The organism is Streptomyces griseomycini, from assembly GCF_014203535.1.
GTDB lineage: Bacteria > Actinomycetota > Actinomycetes > Streptomycetales > Streptomycetaceae > Streptomyces > Streptomyces griseomycini.
Genome location: NZ_JACHJI010000008.1, coordinates 41,095 through 58,615, shown reverse-complemented (window position 1 = coordinate 58,615; position 17,521 = coordinate 41,095). Strand labels below are relative to the sequence as shown.

Sequence of the window (17,521 nt, the reverse complement as noted above, 5' to 3'; positions counted from 1 at the left end):
AGGGTGATCGTCATATGCCAGTGGGCACCCGCGGGACGTGAAAAGGACAGAACGAAGCCCCCGATCACGGGGGAACAACCGGGGGCTTCGTGTCTGTCGGCGGCTCCGAATGGCCGCACATTGAGAACGTAAGTCCTGTACGGCCCCCGGGTCAAGCCGCGTTGGGGTACTCCGGCAACTTGTTCGACGCCCCCCTTCGCGGGATCACCACACCGCGGACGGCCCGTCACCCTGAGTGAGCGGACGGTCGGATCCGGCAGTCCCGGCAGGCCCGCAGAGCACCTCGTACCCCTCGTCGCACTGCCGCACCAGAAGGTCGGCGAAGGGCCGTGAGGGGTCGCCGGCGAAGTGCTCCCGCTCCGCCCCGACCCATCCGTCCCAGAACTCCCTCTGTTCCTCCCCGTCCCGGGCCCGTCCCCGGGACCACGCCTCCTCCCGGGGCAGGTCCATCCACAGCAGCAGCGCCAGATGCGGGCGCAGGGCCCGGCGTCCCGCCCCGACGCCCTCCACGACGATCACGGGGGCGGGCGGCAGCGGGCGGGGCGCTCCGAAGCCGCGGGCCCGCCAGTCGTAGGGGGAGTAGTGCGCGGTCTCGCCGCGGCCGAGCGGCTCGATCACCTGGCTCATCAGCCGTCCGGTCCAGCCGAACAGTTCCCCGTGGCTCGCGATGTCGTCGAGCCGCAGCACCGGGGCCCCGTCCAGCGCCTCGGCCAGCCGTCCGGCGAACGTGGACTTCCCGGAGCCGGCGTGCCCGTCGACGCCGACGAGCCGGACCGGGCCGCACGAGGGGGCGAGCCGGCGGATGCGGGAGGCGAGAGCGTGAATGGCTGGTTCCCGGGGGTGGGTGGAGAGCGCTGACGGAAGCACTCTAAGGCGCCGCCGGAAAGGGGGCTCCGCAGGTCCTGCCATTGGTCGAGTCCCATGGCGATCGGTGCGGCACGGCCCGGGGTGCTGGCAGGATCCGCCCCGCTGCGTCCATAGTTGGCGCACACCCGCTCCGCCCGGCGGACGTACGCCGTCCGGCCGGCCGTGCACGGGACCCGCCCGACTCCGACACCTGGGGGACCTCCACCCATGAGCAGAGCCGAACTGCCGTCCCGCAGAACCCTCCTGGCCGCCGCGGTCGTCACCGCCGTCGCCGGATCCGTGGCCCCGGCGTCCGCCGCCACCGCGACCGGCACCGCGACGGGCGGCACCACCGGTACCACGGGCCGGGCCGCCGCCCGCCCCGTGGACAACCGGGCCTGGACCTCGTACAGCGACTGGCGCACGGGCAGTGCCGACGGGACCCGCGCCGTCGCCGGCGCCCGCCCCGGTCTCGTGATCGCGAAACCCGCCGGCACCACGGACTACACCGACCCGCACACCGGCACCACGGCCGCCTGGGAGTACGCGACGTGGACCTCGCCCGTCCACCGGCTCACCGTCCCGGCGACGGAGGCGATCGCCTCCTGGAACGCGCACACCCCCGACGGCACCTGGCTCCAGGTCGAACTGAAGGGCACGTACTCCGACGGCACGGACACCCCCTGGTACGTCATGGGCCGCTGGGCGGCCGGTGACCAGGACATCCGGCGCACCTCGGTGGACGACCAGGGTGACGGGAAGAGCAGCGTCTGGACCGACACCCTCGCCGTCGACGACCCGGCCTCCGGCCTGCGCGTCGTCTCCTACCGGCTGCGGCTGACCCTGTACCGCCGCCCCGGCACGAGGCTCACCCCGACCGTGTGGCGGCTCGGCGCGATGGGCTCCGACGTCCCCGACCGGTTCACCGTCCCCGCCTCCGAGCCCCGCCTGGCCAAGGAGCTGATCGTCCCGCGCTACTCGCAGGAGATCCACAAGGGCCAGTACCCCGAGTACGACAACGGCGGCGAGGCCTGGTGCAGCCCGACCTCCTCGCAGATGATCATCGAGTACTGGGGCGGCCGGCTCACGGCGGAGCAACTGGCCTGGGTGGACCCGTCGTACGCCGACCCGCAGGTGTGCCACGCGGCCCGGTTCACGTACGACTACCAGTACGCGGGGTGCGGCAACTGGCCGTTCAACGCCGCCTACGCGGCCACCTTCAAGGGGCTGCAGGGCGTGGTGACGCGCCTCGGCTCCCTCACCGACCTGGAGACGCTGATCGCGGCGGGCATCCCGGCCATCACGTCCCAGTCCTTCCGCGAGGAGGAGCTGACCGGGGCGGGGTACGGCACCTCCGGGCACCTGATGACCGTGATCGGCTTCACCGCCGACGGCGACGTGATCGCCAACGATCCCGCCTCGGACGACAACGAGGCCGTACGCCGGGTCTACGAGCGGCGCGAGTGGGAGAACATCTGGCTCAGGACCAAGCGGTACAACGCCTCGGGCAAGGTCGTCTCCGGCACCGGAGGGGTCTGCTACCTGTACTTCCCGGCGCGCCCGACCCCGCGCCAGCGCAAGGCGCTCGCGGCGGTGGGAGTGCGCTGAGCCGACACGGCCGGCGGGCCCCGCGAGGACGGGGCCCGCCGGCCGTGTGAGCAAGGTCTCGGCCACAAAAGCCGCTGACGGTGGCAAGGTGGACAGGGTTGCAGGGGGAGTCCACCGCACCGTCGAGACCAGCGAGAAGCCATGACCGCGAACGCAGCCACCGTCACCCGTGCCCGTACCGGCGGCCCCCGGGAGGACGGTCCGAAGATCCTCGAGCACGCCATGGGATGGACCCTCGTCGTGGTCGTCGCGATGCTCGTGACCCAGCTCGGGCTGCTGTGACCTGACCCACGCGACGACCTGCCATACTGCGGATGTCCCGCCCCCCCCCGCAGCAGACCAGGGTCGAAATTGAATATCAGTCAACAGCCTGCCGCGCGCCCCGGGGCGCGCGGCGCCGAGCGCTCGCTGGCGCGCCGCGCCGAACTCATCGCCATCGGGCGGAGGTTGTTCGCCGACACGTCCTACGACGCGCTCTCCATGGACGACATCGCGCGCCAGGCGCGGGTCGCCAAGGGACTGATCTACTACTACTTCCACTCCAAGCGGGGCTACTACCTGGCGATCATCCAGGACTCGGTGGCCGACCTGGTCGCCTCCGCGGCGAGCGGGGTCGGACTGCCGCCCGTGGAGCGGGTGCACCGCACCGTCGACGGCTACCTGCGGTACGCCGAGGACCATCAGGCCGCCTACCGCACCATCGTCAGCGGCGGCGTCGGCTTCGACGCCGAGGTGCAGGCGATCCGGGACGGGGTGCGCGAGGCGATCGTCGCGACCATCGCCGAGGGCGCCTACGGCCGCACCGACATCGCGCCGCTGGCACGGGCGGGCCTGCTGTCCTGGGTGTGCGGCCTGGAGGGCGCCGTGCTCGACTGGATCGGCCGTCCCGGACTGCCCCGAGAGGCCGTGTGCGAGCTGCTGGTGAAGACGCTCGGCGGAGCCCTGCGCGCCATCGAGGAACTGGACCCCGCCCATCCGGCCCCGGAGCCCGCCCGCCGCGACAGCTGAGACGCCCCGACGCGGAGGGGCGGTTTCTTGAAGTAAGCGGTCGTTAACTGGTGACTCGATGCCGCTGATCGGGCATACTCACAGCGCACAGCCGCTGGTCAGCAGCTTCCGAGACCCGGGAGTGCGAGCATCGGCCAGGCATCAGAACGATCCCCGGCGGAGCCGCCCCCACCCAAGGCGCACGTCCGCCGATGTGCCCGAACAGGGAGGAGAGCGTCGCCATGCCCGACCGCGCCCCGCAGCCGGTGGACCGACAACTGCCCACGGACGAGGCCCGGGACCTGATCTCGCTCGTCCGCGACATCGCGCAGCGCGAGGTCGCCCCCCGGGCGGCCGAGGAGGAGGACGCCGGACGCTTCCCGCGCGAGCTCTTCACCCTGCTCTCCGACTCCGGCCTGCTCGGCCTGCCCTACGGCGCCGAGTACGGCGGCGGCGACCAGCCGTACGAGGTCTACCTCCAGGTGCTCGAAGAGCTCGCCGCGGCCCGCCTGACGGTCGGCCTCGGCGTCAGCGTGCACACCCTGGCCTCCTACGCGCTCGCCGCCTACGGCACCAAGGAGCAGCAGTCCGAGCATCTGCCCGCGATGCTCGGCGGCGGTCTGCTCGGCGCCTACTGCCTCTCCGAACCCGCCTCCGGCTCGGACGCGGCCTCCCTGCGCACCAAGGCGGTGCGCGACGGCGACGACTGGGTGATCACCGGCACCAAGGCGTGGATCACGCACGGCGGCATCGCCGACTTCTACACCGTCATGGCCCGCACCGGTGAGGAGGGCCCGCGCGGGATCACCGCCTTCCTGGTGCCCGGCGACGCGGAGGGGCTGAGCGCCGCCGCGCCGGAGAAGAAGATGGGCATGAAGGGCTCGCCCACCGCCCAGGTCCACCTCGACGGCGTACGGGTCCGCGACAGCCGGCGCATCGGGGAGGAGGGCCAGGGCTTCGCGATCGCCCTGTCGGCGCTGGACGGCGGCCGGCTCGGCATCGCGGCCTGCGCGGTCGGCCTGGCCCAGGCGGCACTCGACGAGGCGCTCGGGTACGCGGCCGAGCGGCGGCAGTTCGGCAGGCCGATCGCCGACTTCCAGGGGCTGCGCTTCATGCTCGCCGACATGGCCACGCAGATCGAGGCGGGACGGGCGCTGTACCTCGCGGCGGCCCGGCTGCGCGACGCGGGGCTGCCGTTCGCCAAGCAGGCGGCCATGGCCAAGCTGCACTGCACCGACACGGCGATGCGGGTCACCACCGACGCCGTCCAGATCCTCGGCGGCTACGGCTACACCGCGGACTTCCCGGCCGAGCGCTACATGCGCGAGGCCAAGGTCCTGCAGATCGTCGAGGGGACGAACCAGATCCAGCGCATGGTCATCGCCCGCCATCTCGCGGGGCCGGAGACGCGCTGAACTGTCCCAGTCCCCGCCAGGGCGCCGCGAGCCGTGTCCACTCCGGGTCGTGCCGCCCGGGCAGGGTGCGGCCCCGGTTCGCCCAGGTCCGCATCAGATCGCGGTAGATGGGCGGATCCGGCACCTGGGGCGGGGCGGGCTTGACCGCCTCCGTGGGCGGTGGCACGAAGACGCGGCGCTGACGCCCGGTCGTCGAGTGCGTGGGGGCCGTCATGCCCGGCCAACGCGGGAGCGACCGGGCGGGTCACCGGCCGCCGGAACAGGACGTGCGTTCGCGGCCGCCCCGTACGGCGGACGACGACGGTGACCGCGGGCCGGAAGCCCCCGGCGGGTCCTGCCGCCGGCGGACGGGCGGCGGAATCCGCCGCCCGCCCGCCCACCGCGTGCGCTCAGGCGGCGTGGCGCCGCATCGACGGCACCCTGATCGGGCGCGAGCCCGGGCCGCCGACGTGCGAGAAGGGCTGGGTGCGCCAGTCGAGTCCCTGGGGGAGCGTCAACAGCAGGGCGGTGTCCTGCTCCTGGGGCGCGAAGGACTCGTCCGCGGGCCGCGCCTCGGAGGCACGGCGACCGGTGCCGGCGCAGACCGTGAGTCCGAACGGGTTCCACGGCGAAGCGCACAGCGCGTGCTCCGGCAGGACCTCCTCGTCCGCCAGCAGGGCGATGGGCTGTGCGCAGTCCGGGCAGACGACCCGGTACATCTCGAAGGTGTCGTACGCGTCGAGTTCGTCGTCGAGGACGTCGGGTTCGACGTACTCCGGCTCGGGCTCGACGACCGGCTGCTGCCGCTTGGACGTGGTACGACCAAGGCGCTTGAGACTCTGCATGGGCTTTCTCCCCCTCGGGCTGGGCCGTGAAAGGCGCTGCGGCCTCGACCACAGCAAGCACTTCCCATCGGTCCCGCGGGGTAATCACGAGAACATCACGGAGACCGGGCGGAGGCTGTGGCGTTCGTCACATGCCGCTCGCAGGTGCCCCGTGCGGCGGCTTTGTCCCCTCTGATCGCCCCCGGCGGGCCGCCGCCACATCACGAACCGGGTGTGGCCCGGGCCGCTCAGGTATCCGCGGAGATCAAGGGCACTGTAGGTTCTAGCGCCATGGAGGAGCTGGACCGACAGATCGTGCAGCTGCTCGTCAAGGACGGGCGGATGAGCTACACAGACCTGGGCAAGGCCACGGGCCTGTCCACGTCGGCCGTGCACCAGCGGGTGCGCCGGCTGGAACAGCGCGGTGTCATCCGCGGTTACGCCGCGGTCGTCGATCCGGAGGCCGTCGGCCTGCCCATGACCGCGTTCATCTCGGTCAAACCCTTCGATCCCAGCGCCCCCGACGACATCGCGGACCGTCTCGCCGGAGTTCCCGAGATCGAGGCCTGCCACAGTGTCGCGGGCGACGAGAACTACATCCTCAAGGTGCGCGTGTCCACACCGCACGAACTGGAGGAACTCCTCGCGCGCGTGCGCTCGCTGGCGGGCGTCTCGACCCGGACGACGGTCGTCCTGTCCACGCCGTACGAAGCCCGGCCGCCGCGTATCTGAGACGGACGCGGTGGTGCCGCGGCGGGTCCGTGAGCGGCGGACCGGCGCGGTGGCCGTGCGGTCGCGGGCGGGCCCTGCCGCGCCGGCCGGGCCGGGCCGCACGGACGTGTGAGGGCCGGGACGCGTGCGCGGACCTGTGCGGCGATCGCCGTCCGACGCCGCGGACCCCGTACCGGCCACCGGGGGCCGAGGACCTCCCCGCCGGACTCGCCCGGCCGGACCCGCGCGAGCCGGGTGCGTGTACCGGTTCCCGGGGGTGGCGGCCCCGGGTACCGGCCGGTCCGGGTGCCGCGGATCCGGCGGCGGTCCCGGGCCGGGCGGGGTCCGACGGCCGGCCCGGACCGGACGGAACCGCGCGCGACGGCGGCCCGCGCGGGGTGGCGCACGACGGACGCCGCCTGCCGTCCCGTCGGCCGCGGTGAGCCGGACCTGCGTGCGGCTCGGTCCGCCCGGCGCGCGAAACTGTGGGCATGAGTGAACGCACCGCCCCACCGCACACCGTCCTGCTCCGCCGCGGAGAGGTCCACAGCCCCGCCGATCCCTTCGCGACCGCCATGGTCGTCGAGCGCGGCCAGGTGGCCTGGGTCGGCTCCGAGGGCGCCGCCGACGCCTTCGCGGACGGCGTCGACGAGGTGATCGACCTCGACGGGGCGCTGGTCACCCCGGCGTTCACGGACGCCCACGTCCACACCACGGCCACGGGCCTCGCCCTCACCGGCCTCGACCTGTCCGCCGCCTCCTCGCTCGAGGCCGCGCTGGCCCGCGTACGGGAGTTCGCCGCCGCCCGTCCGGACGACCGGGTGCTGCTCGGCCACGGCTGGGACGCCGCCCGCTGGCCCGGCGGCCGGCCCCCGACCCGCGCCGAACTCGACGAGGCCACCGGCGGCCGTCCCCTCTACCTGAGCCGGATCGACGTCCACTCCGCGGTCGTGACCACCGCGCTGCTCGACCTCGTCCCGGGCGAGGCCACCCGTGAGGACCGCCCGCTGACCGGGGACGCCCACCACGCCGTCCGCGCCGCCGCGCTGGCCGCCGTCACACCGGCCCAGCGCACCGAGGCCCAGCGCGCCGCCCTCGACCGTGCCGCCTCGCTCGGCATCGGCACGGTCCACGAGTGCGGCGGCCCGGAGATCTCCTCCGAGGACGACTTCACCGGCCTGCTGCGGCTCGCCGCCGAGGAGACCGGTCCGCGCGTCGTCGGCTACTGGGCCGAACGGGACGTGGCCAAGGCCCGGGAACTGGGCGCGGTCGGCGCCGCGGGGGACCTGTTCGCCGACGGCGCCCTCGGCTCGCACACCGCCTGCCTGCACGAGCCGTACGCCGACGCCGACCACACCGGCACCGCCCACCTGGACGCCGCCGCCGTCGCCGCCCATGTCGTGGACTGCACCGAGGCCGGTCTCCAGGCCGGCTTCCACGCCATCGGCGACGCCGCGGTGAGCGCCGTCGTCGACGGGATGCGCGCCGCCGCCGAGAAGCTCGGCCTCGCCCGTGTCCGGGCCGCCCGCCATCGCGTGGAGCACGCCGAGATGCTCACCCCCGAGACCGTCGCCGCCTTCGCCGAACTCGGCCTGACCGCCTCCGTCCAGCCCGCCTTCGACGCCCTGTGGGGCGGCGTGGACGGGATGTACGCCCGGCGCCTGGGCCCGGAGCGGGCCCGCTCCCTGAACCCGTTCGCCGCGCTGCTGCGCGCCGGTGTCCCGCTCGCCTTCGGCTCCGACAGCCCGGTCACCCCGCTCGACCCCTGGGGCACGGTCCGCGCCGCAGCCTTCCACCGCACGCCGGAGCACCGCGTCTCCGTGCGCGCCGCGTTCACCGCGCACACGCGCGGCGGCTGGCGGGCCGTCGGACGCGACGACGCGGGCGTCCTGGTGCCCGGTGCGCCCGCCGACTACGCCGTCTGGCGCACCGGGGAACTCGTCGTCCAGGCGCCCGACGACCGGGTGGCGCGCTGGTCCACCGACCCCCGTTCCGGAACCCCCGGCCTGCCCGACCTCACTCCGGGGCGCGACCTGCCCGTCTGCCTGCGCACCGTGGTCGGCGGCCGTACGGTCTTCGTGCGGCCGGGCGAGTGATCCACGCGGGTGGCGCGGTCGCGGGCGTGCTCCGGACCTCCGCCGTGCCACCTGCGCGTCCACCCCGCTGACCAGGCGTTCGAACCACATTGCGCAGGTCAAGCGACTGTTGACAGACGGCCGCAGGAAGCCGGTAGGTTCGGCCGGGTCCACCACCGGACGCCCGACCGGGGAACTTCCGGCCGCGCGCGTCAGCGCCGCTGGGTCAGGGACGGTGTGCCGCACCGGGGCACCGTCACTGGGAGCCAGGCCCAGCGCCGGCGCTGCGCCGGGGGAACGTTCCGGCCGGCCGGGGAGGTGTGACCCGGGTGGGGCCCGGGCGCTCAGTAGACAACGGCCTCAGCCGATCCGCAGCCGGCGGGTCCGGGGCCGGCCCGAAGGGCGCCGGGCCCCCATCCGCCGCCCCGTTCCGCACACCGGAGGCCCGTTCCTGCCCGATCTTCGGCAAACGACACCACCATACGAACGTCCTGTCACGTCGGCACAGGCCGTGACCACTATGGTGGGATCCTGCGGACAGGACATGAAGGGGCAGCAGTGAACGACGGCGACGGGACCCCCACGGCAGGAGCCCCGGGGAGGAGCTTCGGCCCGCTCGGCACGGCTTTGGTGATCATCCCGACCTACAACGAGGCGGAGAACATCAAGGCGATCGTCGGCCGGGTGCGCAAGGCCGTTCCCGAGGCGCACGTGCTCGTGGCCGACGACAACAGCCCCGACGGCACCGGCAAGCTGGCCGACGAACTGGCCGCCGAGGACGAGCAGGTCCAGGTGCTGCACCGCAAGGGCAAGGAGGGCCTCGGCGCCGCCTATCTCGCGGGCTTCCGCTGGGGCATGGAGCACGGCTACGGCGTACTGGTCGAGATGGACGCCGACGGCTCCCACCAGCCCGAGGAACTGCCCCGCCTGCTGACCGCCCTCAAGGGCGCCGACCTGGTGCTCGGTTCCCGTTGGGTGCCGGGCGGCCGGGTGGTGAACTGGCCGAAGTCCCGTGAGTTCATCTCGCGCGGGGGCAGCCTCTACTCGCGCATGGCGCTCGACCTGCCGCTGCGCGACATCACCGGCGGGTTCCGTGCCTTCCGCCGCGAGACCCTGGAGGGTCTCGGCCTCGACGACGTGGCCTCCCAGGGCTACTGCTTCCAGGTCGACCTCGCCCGCCGCGCGGTCAGGGCCGGCTACCACGTCGTCGAGGTGCCCATCACCTTCGTCGAGCGTGAACTCGGCGACTCCAAGATGAGCCGCGACATCCTCGTCGAGGCGCTGTGGCGGGTCACGGCGTGGGGCGTGGGGGAGCGGGTCGGCAAGGTCCTGGGGCGCGGCGACGAGCAGCAGCCCAAGCCGTAGTCGCCTGCACCTCCCCTTGCCCTGATCGTCCCCTTATCCCGCGCTGAGCCGGGCCCAGGCACACTGGGGGCATGACGACTGGAGCTCAGACCCCGTATCCCACCCGGCCCCGGCGCTCCCGGCTGCGCACGTTCCTGCCGCTGGGTGTCGCCGCGTGGCTCGTTCTGGAGATCTGGCTGCTCACGGTGGTCGCCGGGGCGTCGAACGGGCTGGTGGTCCTCCTGCTCCTGGTGGCCGGACTGGTCCTCGGCTCGGTCGTCATCAAGCGGGCCGGGCGGCGGGCCTTCCAGAACCTCAGCGAGACGCTGCAGCAGCAGCAGGGCGGGGTGACCGCCGCGTCCCGGCCGAACAGCGAGGGCAACGGCCTGATGATGATGGGCGGTCTGCTGCTGATCATCCCGGGGCTCGTCTCCGACGTGCTGGGACTGGTCCTGCTGGTGCCGCCGGTCCAGAAGGCCGTGAGCCGCTACGCCGAGCGCACCTTCGAACGCAAGCTCCGCGAGGCCGCCCAGGGCTCCCTGGGCGACGCCTTCCAGCAGGCCCGCATCCACCGGCCCGACGGCAGGATCGTCCGGGGCGAGGTCATCCGGGACGAGCCGGGCGGCGCGCCGGGGGACACCCCGCAGGGGCCCCGCCCGCCGCTCGCGCGCTGAGAGTGCCCGAGCGGCGAGCGGACAGAGCGGGCGGAGCAGACGCACAGGACCGCGGGGACCGTACCCATGGGTACGGTCCCCGCGGTCCTGTGCGCTGTGCGTCGTGCTTCCGCCCGAGCTCCGCCGGGATCAGGCCGACTTTCGGCTGTCCCGGGGGTGAACCGCGATGTTCATCGCACCGGAGCGCAGAACGGCGAGACGCTCCTCGAGGACCTCTTCGAGCTCCTCTCGGGTGCGCCGCTCCATCAGCATGTCCCAGTGCGTACGCGCGGGCTTGGCCTTCTTCTCCTCCGGACCCTCGCCGTCCACCAGGAGTGCCTGGGCACCGCAGACCTTGCACTCCCACTCCGGCGGGATCTCCGCCTCGACCGAGAAGGGCATCTCGAAGCGGTGCCCCTTCTCGCATGCGTACTCCACGGCCTGGCGCGGGGCCAGGTCGATGCCGCGGTCCGTCTCGTAGCTGGTCACCACGAGGCGCGTGCCGCGAAGAGCTCGCTCACTCATGAATCGTGCCTCCCGGGCTGGTCGCCCACAGGACAGGTGTCGCTGTCGTCGTCATCCGGTCAACGTCCGGTCGGCGGTAAAGATTCCCGTTCCGAGTCCCGTTCCGGGTCATGCGTCGCCGTCGTAGCCGCAGCCTTGTCAACCAGTGCAGTACCCACCGACGCCCGGTTTGTCACGTCTGTTGGGAGATGTGACACCGCGTTTCGGTCTCTTTGACGCGCAGTAACGGTACGCCTGGTAGGCCAAACGCGTACACTACCGCCCTTTCGCGTCCAGTGCTAAATCCTTTCGGGGACCGGGTTGCCCGCGTCGGCGATCGCACGCCGCACCGGGACCCGCGCGAGCAGCGCGAACCCGAGCACGAAGAAGCCCACCAGCGAGATGATCGCGTCCCGGTAGCTGCCCGTCAGCTGGTAGGTGAGCCCGAACAGCAGCGGCCCGAGCCAGCTCATCCCGCGGTCGCTCATCTCGTACGCCGAGAAGTACTCGGCCTCCTTGCCGGGCGGTACGAGGTGGGAGAACAGCGACCGGGACAGCGCCTGGCTGCCGCCGAGGACCAGTCCGATCCCCGCGGCCAGCACGAAGAACCACACCGGGGCCCCCGCGGGCAGGAAGTACCCGGCGGCCAGCGTCAGGGTCCAGGCGACCAGCGAGCCGAGGATCGTGCGCTTCGCCCCGTGCCGCCGGGCCAGCCGGCCCAGCGCCAGCGCACCGGCCACCGCCAGCACCTGGACCAGCAGCACGGCGACGATGAGCGTCGACTGCCCGAGCCCCAGCTCCTTCGAGCCGTAGACCGAGGCCTGGGAGATCACCGTCTGGATGCCGTCGTTGTAGACCAGGTACGCCAGCAGGAAGGCGAGCGTCAGCGGGTGGCGGCGCATGTCGCGGACGGTCGCCGCGAGCTGCCGGAAGCCCGGCAGGGCCGCCTCCCGCACGGGGGCACGGCGGTCGCGCAGCCGGCGCAGCGGCACCAGCGCGAAGGCGCCCCACCACAGACCGGCCGACGCCAGGCAGATGCGGACCGCCGTGCCCTCGGAGACCCCGAAGGCGTCGTGGCCGGTGTAGAGGACGAGATTCGCGACGAGGACCAGGGCCCCGGCCGCGTACCCGAAGGCCCAGCCGCGGGAGGAGACCGCGTCGCGCTCCTCGGGCGGGGCGATCTGCGGCAGGTACGCGTTGTAGAGCATCATCGCCACGGACTGCGCCGCGTTCGCCACGACCAGCAGCGCCCCGCCGAGCAGATAGCGCTCACCGCCGAGGAAGAACATGCCCGTCGTCGCCGCGGCGCCCGTGTAGGCGGCGGCCGCGAGGAGCGGCTTCTTGCGGCCGGTGCGGTCGGCGGCGGCGCCCACCAGCGGCATCACCAGCACGGCCAGGACCACCGACAGGGAAACGGCGTACGCGAAGAAGGACCCCGCGCGCACCGGTACGCCCAGCGGGTGGACGAACCCGTCCGCGTCCGCGGCCGCCTCGGCCACCGACGTCAGATAGGGGCCGAGGAACACGGTGAGCACGCTCGTGGAGTACACGGAGCACGCCCAGTCGTAGAAGTACCAGCCGCGCTGCTCGCGCCGCCGTTCGGCGGCCTCTTCCGCCGCCGGTGACCGCACGGTGTCGGTGCCCACCCGTGCCCCTCGCTTCCCCGTGAACGCGCGGAGGCGTCGGGGGCCGGGGCTCAGACCCAGACGCCGCGGTCCTCCATGACCTTGCGCAGTGTGCCGATGTGATCGGTCATGATGCCATCCACCCCGAGGTCCAGGAGCCGGTGCATCCGCTCGGCCTCGTTGACCGTCCACACGTGCACCTGCAGCCCGCGCGCGTGGGCCGCGCGCACGAAGCGGTGGTCCACCACCTGGATGCCCGACTGCATCTCGGGAACCTGGGCGGCCACGGCCGACCGGCGCACCGCGGCCGGCAGCCCCCAGGACCGCAGCCGCAGGTTCAGCACGCCCCGCGTCCCGTACGACGTGGCCAGCCGCGGACCGGCCAGTCGCCGGGCGCGCACCAGGCGGGCCTCGGAGAACGAGCCGAGGCAGATCCGGTCCCAGGCGTCCGTGCGCTCGACCAGCTCCAGGAAGGGCAGGAGCGCCGGCTCGGCCTTCACGTCGACGTTCCAGCGCACCTCGGGGAAGGTCTCCAGGAGCTCCTCGAACAGGGGAACCGGTTCCTCACCCGCCACGCGCGCGTGCCGCACGTCCCGCCACGGCAGGTCGGCGATCCGGCCCGCGCCGTCCGTCACCCGGTCCAGGGTCGCGTCGTGGAAGGCGACGAGCCGTCCGTCGCGCGTGGCGTGCACGTCGGTCTCGATGTACCGGTAACCCGCCTCGACGGCGCACCGGAACTGGCGCACGGTGTTCTCCAGGCCGTCCGCCGCCCCGCCCCGGTGGGCGAAGGCGATCGGGCCGGGGTGGTCGAGGTAGGGGTGGCGTATCCGCGGGGTCACGGACGCAGTATCGCGCGCCGCGGTTGACCCGTGGCAACGACCGGGCTGCCGCCGGATGCCGGGGGGACGGCGAAGACGCGCAGGAACAGCTGGGCGAGCGGGCCGATCGCCACCGCGTACAGCAGGGTGCCGACGCCGACGGTGCCGCCGAGGACGAAGCCCGTGACCACCACCGTGATCTCGATGGCCGTGCGGACCACGCGGATCGACACCCCCGTGCGCCGGTGCAGCCCCGTCATCAGCCCGTCGCGCGGGCCCGGACCGAAGCGCGCCGCGATGTACAGTCCGGTCGCCGCGCCGTTCAGCACGACGCCCGCCGCCATCAGGGCGACGCGGGTGGCCACGGCGTGCGCGTCCGGCACCACGGCCAGGGTCGCGTCCATCGTCACGCCGATCACCAGGACGTTGGAGACCGTGCCCAGGCCGGGCCGCTGCCGCAGCGGGATCCACAGCAGCAGCACCGCCGCTCCGACGACGGTCAGCACCAGGCCCATCGACAGTCCCGTCCGCTCGGACAGCCCCTGGTGCAGCACGTTCCACGGCTCGAGACCGAGCCCCGACCTGACAAGCAGCGCCGAACTCGCGCCGTACAGCGCCAGTCCGGCGTACAGCTGGAAGAGCCGGCGTACGAGATGCCCCCGCCGGGGCGATCGGCTGGACAAGGAGTGCCCCCCTGTGGTGGAAGTGGACCGATGCATGACACCCTGTGGCATGGACGGAGACGCCATCCATGGCCAATCCGGGGAAGGTGGACTGATTTCTATGGCGCAATGGACCTCGGCGGTGGGAGCCGCGCAGCTCTCCCGCCTGCTCAACTCCCAGCAGGACCGCCCGGCGGGCCCCGGAACCCGTCGCCCGCCCGCCTACCGCGCGCTCGCCGACGGCATCCGGCTGCTCGTGCTCGAAGGGCGCGTCCCGGTCGCCGCGCGGCTGCCCGCCGAACGGGAACTCGCCCTCGCCCTGTCCGTCAGCCGCACCACCGTCGCCGCCGCCTACGAGGCGTTGCGCACCGAGGGATTCCTGGAGTCACGGCGCGGCGCGGGCAGCTGGACCGCCGTCCCGGCCGGCAACCCGGTGCCCGCGCGGGGCCTCGAACCGCTGCCGCCCGAGACCCTCGGCTCGATGATCGACCTCGGCTGTGCCGCGCTGCCCGCGCCCGAACCGTGGCTCACGCGCGCGGTGCAGGGCGCCCTGGAGGAGCTGCCGCCGTACGCCCACACCCACGGCGACTATCCCGCCGGGCTGCCCGCGCTGCGCTCGATGATCGCCGACCGCTACACCGCGCGGGGCATCCCGACCATGCCCGAGCAGATCATGGTGACGACCGGGGCGATGGGCGCCATCGACGCCATCTGCCACCTCTTCGGCGGGCGCGGCGAACGCATCGCCGTCGAGTCGCCGTCCTACGCCAACATCCTCCAGCTGATGCGGGAGGCCGGCGCCCGCCTCGTCCCCGTGGCCATGGCCGAGGGCCTCGCGGGCTGGGACCTGGACCGCTGGCGGCAGGTGCTGCGGGAGGCGGCGCCCCGGATCGCGTACGTCGTCGCGGACTTCCACAACCCGACCGGTGCGCTCGCCGACGAGGACCAGCGGCGCCTGCTGGTGGACGCGGCGCGCTCGGCGGGGACGGTGCTGGTCGCCGACGAGACGATGACCGAACTGTGGCTCGACCCCGACGTGGAGATGCCGCGCCCGGTGTGCGCCTTCGACCCGGCCGGGTCCACGGTGATCACGGTCGGCTCGGCGAGCAAGGCCTTCTGGGCCGGGATGCGCATCGGCTGGGTGCGCGCCGCCCCCGACGTGATCCGCAGCCTGGTCGCGGCGCGCGCGTACGCCGACCTGGGCACACCCGTGCTGGAGCAACTGGCGGTGAACTGGTTGTTCGGCACGGGCGGCTGGGAGCAGGCCGTCCGGGCGCGCCGCCACCAGGCCCGGGAGAACCGGGACGCACTGGTCGCGGCGGTGCGCCGGGAGCTGCCCGACTGGGAGTTCGAGGTGCCGGGGGGCGGGCTCACGCTGTGGGTGCGCACCGGCGGGCTCTCGGGCTCACGGCTGGCCGAGGCGGGGGAGCGGGTCGGGGTGCGGGTGCCGTCCGGACCGCGCTTCGGGGTCGACGGGGCGTTCGAGGGGTACGTACGGCTGCCCTTCACCGTGGGCGGCGCGGTGGCGGAGGAGGCGGCGGTGCGGCTGGCCGCGGCGGCACGGGTGGTGGAGACGGGCGGCACCTCGGGAGCGGAGGCGCCGCGCACGTTCGTGGCGTAGCGGACGGGACGGTCACGGCGGGGCGGCGCCGCGCGGGGCGGGACGTGCTAGGAGGATTCCGCGACCGCCGCCTCCCTGGGAACCTCCGCCGCGGTCGTGTCCTCCGGAGCGGCGGCCCCGGCGGGCACCTTCTCGGAGTCGGCCTCCGCGGGGGACGGCTCGTCGGGGAGCGCCCTCCCGGGCAACGCCTTCTCCACCGGCACCTTCTCCACCGGCACCTTCTCCAGGGGCACGGAATCCACGGGCAGCTCGTCCAGGAGCACGGACCCCACCGGGAGCGCTTCCGTGTCCGGCCGCTCCGGGACCGGCCGTGACGGGGCCGCGTCCTCCGCCGGAGTCGTACGCGGGGGCAACAGGTCCAGTACGGCCTGCCGGTGGGCGTCGCTGGTGGCGTCGTCGTACGGGTCCGGCGTGGCCGGCACCTGGAGGCGGTGGACCGGCCCCGCGCCCAGACGGGCGTAGCCGCGGCCCGCGGGGACCTGGTCGACGGGGGTGGTGTGCGGAGGCGCGCCCAGGACGGTCTCCAGCTGCTCCGTCGTCGCGGGGCCGAGGACGACGCGCGCGCGTGTGTGCTGCCGCACCGGTGCGCTGAGGGTCTCCAGGCTGTCGAGCTGCTCCGCGACGACCACGGTGACGTTCGCCGGGCGACCGTGCCGCAGCGGGACGTGGAGCAGGGACTGAGGGTCCTCGCGGCCCTCCGCGGCGGCCAGGTGCGTGAACGCGGTCGGCCGGTCCAGCAGGATCCACAGGGGCCGCCTGGTGTCCTCGGGCGGCGGATCGCCCGCCTGGTGGGCGCGGTTCGCGGCGCTCAGCCGGCGCTCCGTCTCCTGCGCGGCCCACTCCAGACTCGCCAGCGCCCCCGTCAGCCCGCACTCGACGGCGAGCACGCCGTCCCGGCCGGTCAGGCAGGCGTACTCACCGGTGCCGCCGCCGTCGACGATCACCACGTCACCGTGGTGGAGGGCCTGCAGGGCGATGGAGCGCAGCAGGGTCGAGGTGCCGCTGCCCGGCTGGCCGAGCGCGAGCAGGTGGGGCTCGGTGGAGCGGATACCGGTGCGCCAGACGACGGGCGGCACGTCACGCCGCTCCTCGCCGTGGGTGAGCGGCAGCGTCCGCCGCACCCGGGTGGGGTCGGTGAACCCGAGGACCGTCTCGCCGGGGGACGTGACGAAGGGCTGGGCGGCGATGTCGGTGGGCAGGGGCGCGAGGACGCGGACCGTGAGCTGGTTGCCCTCCTCGTCCCACGCGAAGTGGTACTCGCGGCCGCGCCCCGACTTGGCGCTGAGCAGGTGCTCGATCCGGGCCCGGGACTCCGGCTCGCCGTCGGTGAAGTAGGCGGGGTAGTTGATCACCAGGTGCGTGACGCGGCCGGTGCCGTCGAAGTCGTACTCGGGGAAGGCGTCCTCCCAGTCGCCGCCGTGGGCGTAGAGCGGTTCCGGGTCCTCGGCGGTCGAGAAGTACGGCACCAGGGCCTCGTACAACGACTTCAGGCGCTGGACCTGGGCCTCGTCGGGCCCGTCGGGCGCCGACGGGGCGCGGTCCCGTCCCTGCCAGGCCGCCGTGGCCATCAGGGCGGTGACGGCGAGCAGCGGGCCGTACGGCGCGAGCGTCACGACCAGCACGACCGACGCCACCAGGAAGAGCAGCGCGCCGCGCTTGTCCTTGGGCGTGGCAACCCATCTGCGCCGCCCGGCCGAGGCCAGCCGGCGCAGACCGCGCGCGATCGTGATCAGCGGGTGGAGGACGTCCGTGGCGCTGTCGGCCGCCGTCCTGGCCAGCTCCCGGCTCCGGGCGAGCTGTGCGCTGCCCTTGCTCAGAACGCGGGGAAGGGGGCGCCGGGCCACTGCTG

At 73.7% G+C, this 17,521-nt stretch carries 16 protein-coding genes; 9 read left to right on the top strand and 7 right to left on the bottom strand.

Annotated elements, in window-relative coordinates:
• Positions 1-204 precede the first annotated feature (204 nt).
• Positions 205-825, bottom strand: coding sequence for a uridine kinase family protein (locus tag FHS37_RS22725; protein ID WP_184824851.1), 621 nt, complete (start codon positions 823-825; stop codon positions 205-207).
• A gap of 249 nt (positions 826-1,074) precedes the next feature.
• On the opposite strand from FHS37_RS22725, the gene FHS37_RS22720 reads away from it, so the two are divergent.
• The 4 genes from FHS37_RS22720 to FHS37_RS22705 all read left to right on the top strand — a co-directional run bounded on the left by FHS37_RS22720 (position 1,075) and on the right by FHS37_RS22705 (position 4,856).
• Positions 1,075-2,454 carry a C39 family peptidase gene (locus FHS37_RS22720; RefSeq protein ID WP_184824213.1) on the top strand — a complete coding sequence of 460 codons (1,380 nt, stop codon included), beginning with the start codon at positions 1,075-1,077 and terminating at the stop codon, positions 2,452-2,454.
• 141 nt (positions 2,455-2,595) lie between these two features.
• Positions 2,596-2,736: an SCO1431 family membrane protein gene (locus FHS37_RS22715; RefSeq protein WP_184824211.1), complete on the top strand. Its 141-nt coding sequence runs from the start codon at positions 2,596-2,598 to the stop codon at positions 2,734-2,736.
• 69 nt (positions 2,737-2,805) lie between these two features.
• Entirely contained in the window at positions 2,806-3,462 is a 657-nt protein-coding gene (locus tag FHS37_RS22710; RefSeq protein ID WP_184824209.1) for a TetR/AcrR family transcriptional regulator, read from the top strand.
• A 221-nt stretch (positions 3,463-3,683) separates the two neighbouring features.
• Positions 3,684-4,856 (top strand): acyl-CoA dehydrogenase family protein, encoded by a 1,173-nt coding sequence (locus tag FHS37_RS22705; protein ID WP_184824207.1) that lies wholly within the window; start codon positions 3,684-3,686, stop codon positions 4,854-4,856.
• A 389-nt stretch (positions 4,857-5,245) separates the two neighbouring features.
• On the opposite strand, the gene FHS37_RS22700 is transcribed toward FHS37_RS22705, so the two are convergent.
• Complete coding sequence (locus FHS37_RS22700) at positions 5,246-5,680, bottom strand: hypothetical protein (protein WP_184824205.1); 435 nt, start codon at positions 5,678-5,680, stop codon at positions 5,246-5,248.
• 270 nt (positions 5,681-5,950) lie between these two features.
• Between FHS37_RS22700 and FHS37_RS22695 the strand changes: the two genes are divergently transcribed.
• From FHS37_RS22695 to fxsA, 4 genes are all read left to right on the top strand, one after another.
• The gene (locus tag FHS37_RS22695) at positions 5,951-6,391 is read left to right on the top strand and encodes an Lrp/AsnC family transcriptional regulator (RefSeq protein WP_030867874.1); all 441 of its coding nucleotides are present in this window, start codon (positions 5,951-5,953) and stop codon (positions 6,389-6,391) included.
• A 470-nt stretch (positions 6,392-6,861) separates the two neighbouring features.
• Positions 6,862-8,466 (top strand): amidohydrolase, encoded by a 1,605-nt coding sequence (locus FHS37_RS22690; protein ID WP_184824203.1) that lies wholly within the window; start codon positions 6,862-6,864, stop codon positions 8,464-8,466.
• Positions 8,467-9,003: 537 nt separating this feature from the next.
• Entirely contained in the window at positions 9,004-9,810 is an 807-nt protein-coding gene (locus FHS37_RS22685; RefSeq protein ID WP_184824201.1) for a polyprenol monophosphomannose synthase, read from the top strand.
• A gap of 71 nt (positions 9,811-9,881) precedes the next feature.
• Positions 9,882-10,463 carry an FxsA family membrane protein gene (gene fxsA, locus FHS37_RS22680; RefSeq protein ID WP_184824200.1) on the top strand — a complete coding sequence of 194 codons (582 nt, stop codon included), beginning with the start codon at positions 9,882-9,884 and terminating at the stop codon, positions 10,461-10,463.
• 129 nt (positions 10,464-10,592) lie between these two features.
• On the opposite strand, the gene FHS37_RS22675 is transcribed toward fxsA, so the two are convergent.
• From FHS37_RS22675 to yczE, 4 genes are all read right to left on the bottom strand, one after another.
• Positions 10,593-10,967, bottom strand: a complete 375-nt coding sequence (locus FHS37_RS22675) for an RNA polymerase-binding protein RbpA (protein WP_099500427.1) — start codon at positions 10,965-10,967, stop codon at positions 10,593-10,595.
• Between the two features lie 278 nt (positions 10,968-11,245).
• Positions 11,246-12,592 carry an MFS transporter gene (locus FHS37_RS22670; RefSeq protein WP_184824198.1) on the bottom strand — a complete coding sequence of 449 codons (1,347 nt, stop codon included), beginning with the start codon at positions 12,590-12,592 and terminating at the stop codon, positions 11,246-11,248.
• A gap of 50 nt (positions 12,593-12,642) precedes the next feature.
• Entirely contained in the window at positions 12,643-13,410 is a 768-nt protein-coding gene (locus FHS37_RS22665) for a glycerophosphodiester phosphodiesterase family protein (protein WP_184824196.1), read from the bottom strand.
• Positions 13,407-14,108 (bottom strand): membrane protein YczE, encoded by a 702-nt coding sequence (gene yczE, locus FHS37_RS22660; protein WP_184824194.1) that lies wholly within the window; start codon positions 14,106-14,108, stop codon positions 13,407-13,409. The genes FHS37_RS22665 and yczE overlap by 4 nt, the downstream gene beginning before the upstream one ends.
• A 64-nt stretch (positions 14,109-14,172) precedes the next feature.
• Here yczE and FHS37_RS22655 point away from each other — a divergent pair, with 64 nt between their 5' ends.
• Positions 14,173-15,672, top strand: a complete 1,500-nt coding sequence (locus FHS37_RS22655; protein ID WP_184824192.1) for an SCO1417 family PLP biosynthesis transcription factor — start codon at positions 14,173-14,175, stop codon at positions 15,670-15,672.
• 47 nt (positions 15,673-15,719) lie between these two features.
• Here the strand turns inward: FHS37_RS22655 and FHS37_RS22650 are convergent, their stop codons facing one another.
• A complete protein-coding gene (locus FHS37_RS22650; RefSeq protein ID WP_184824190.1) occupies positions 15,720-17,516 on the bottom strand; it encodes a P-loop NTPase family protein in 1,797 nt (598 codons plus the stop codon).
• Positions 17,517-17,521 lie beyond the last annotated feature (5 nt).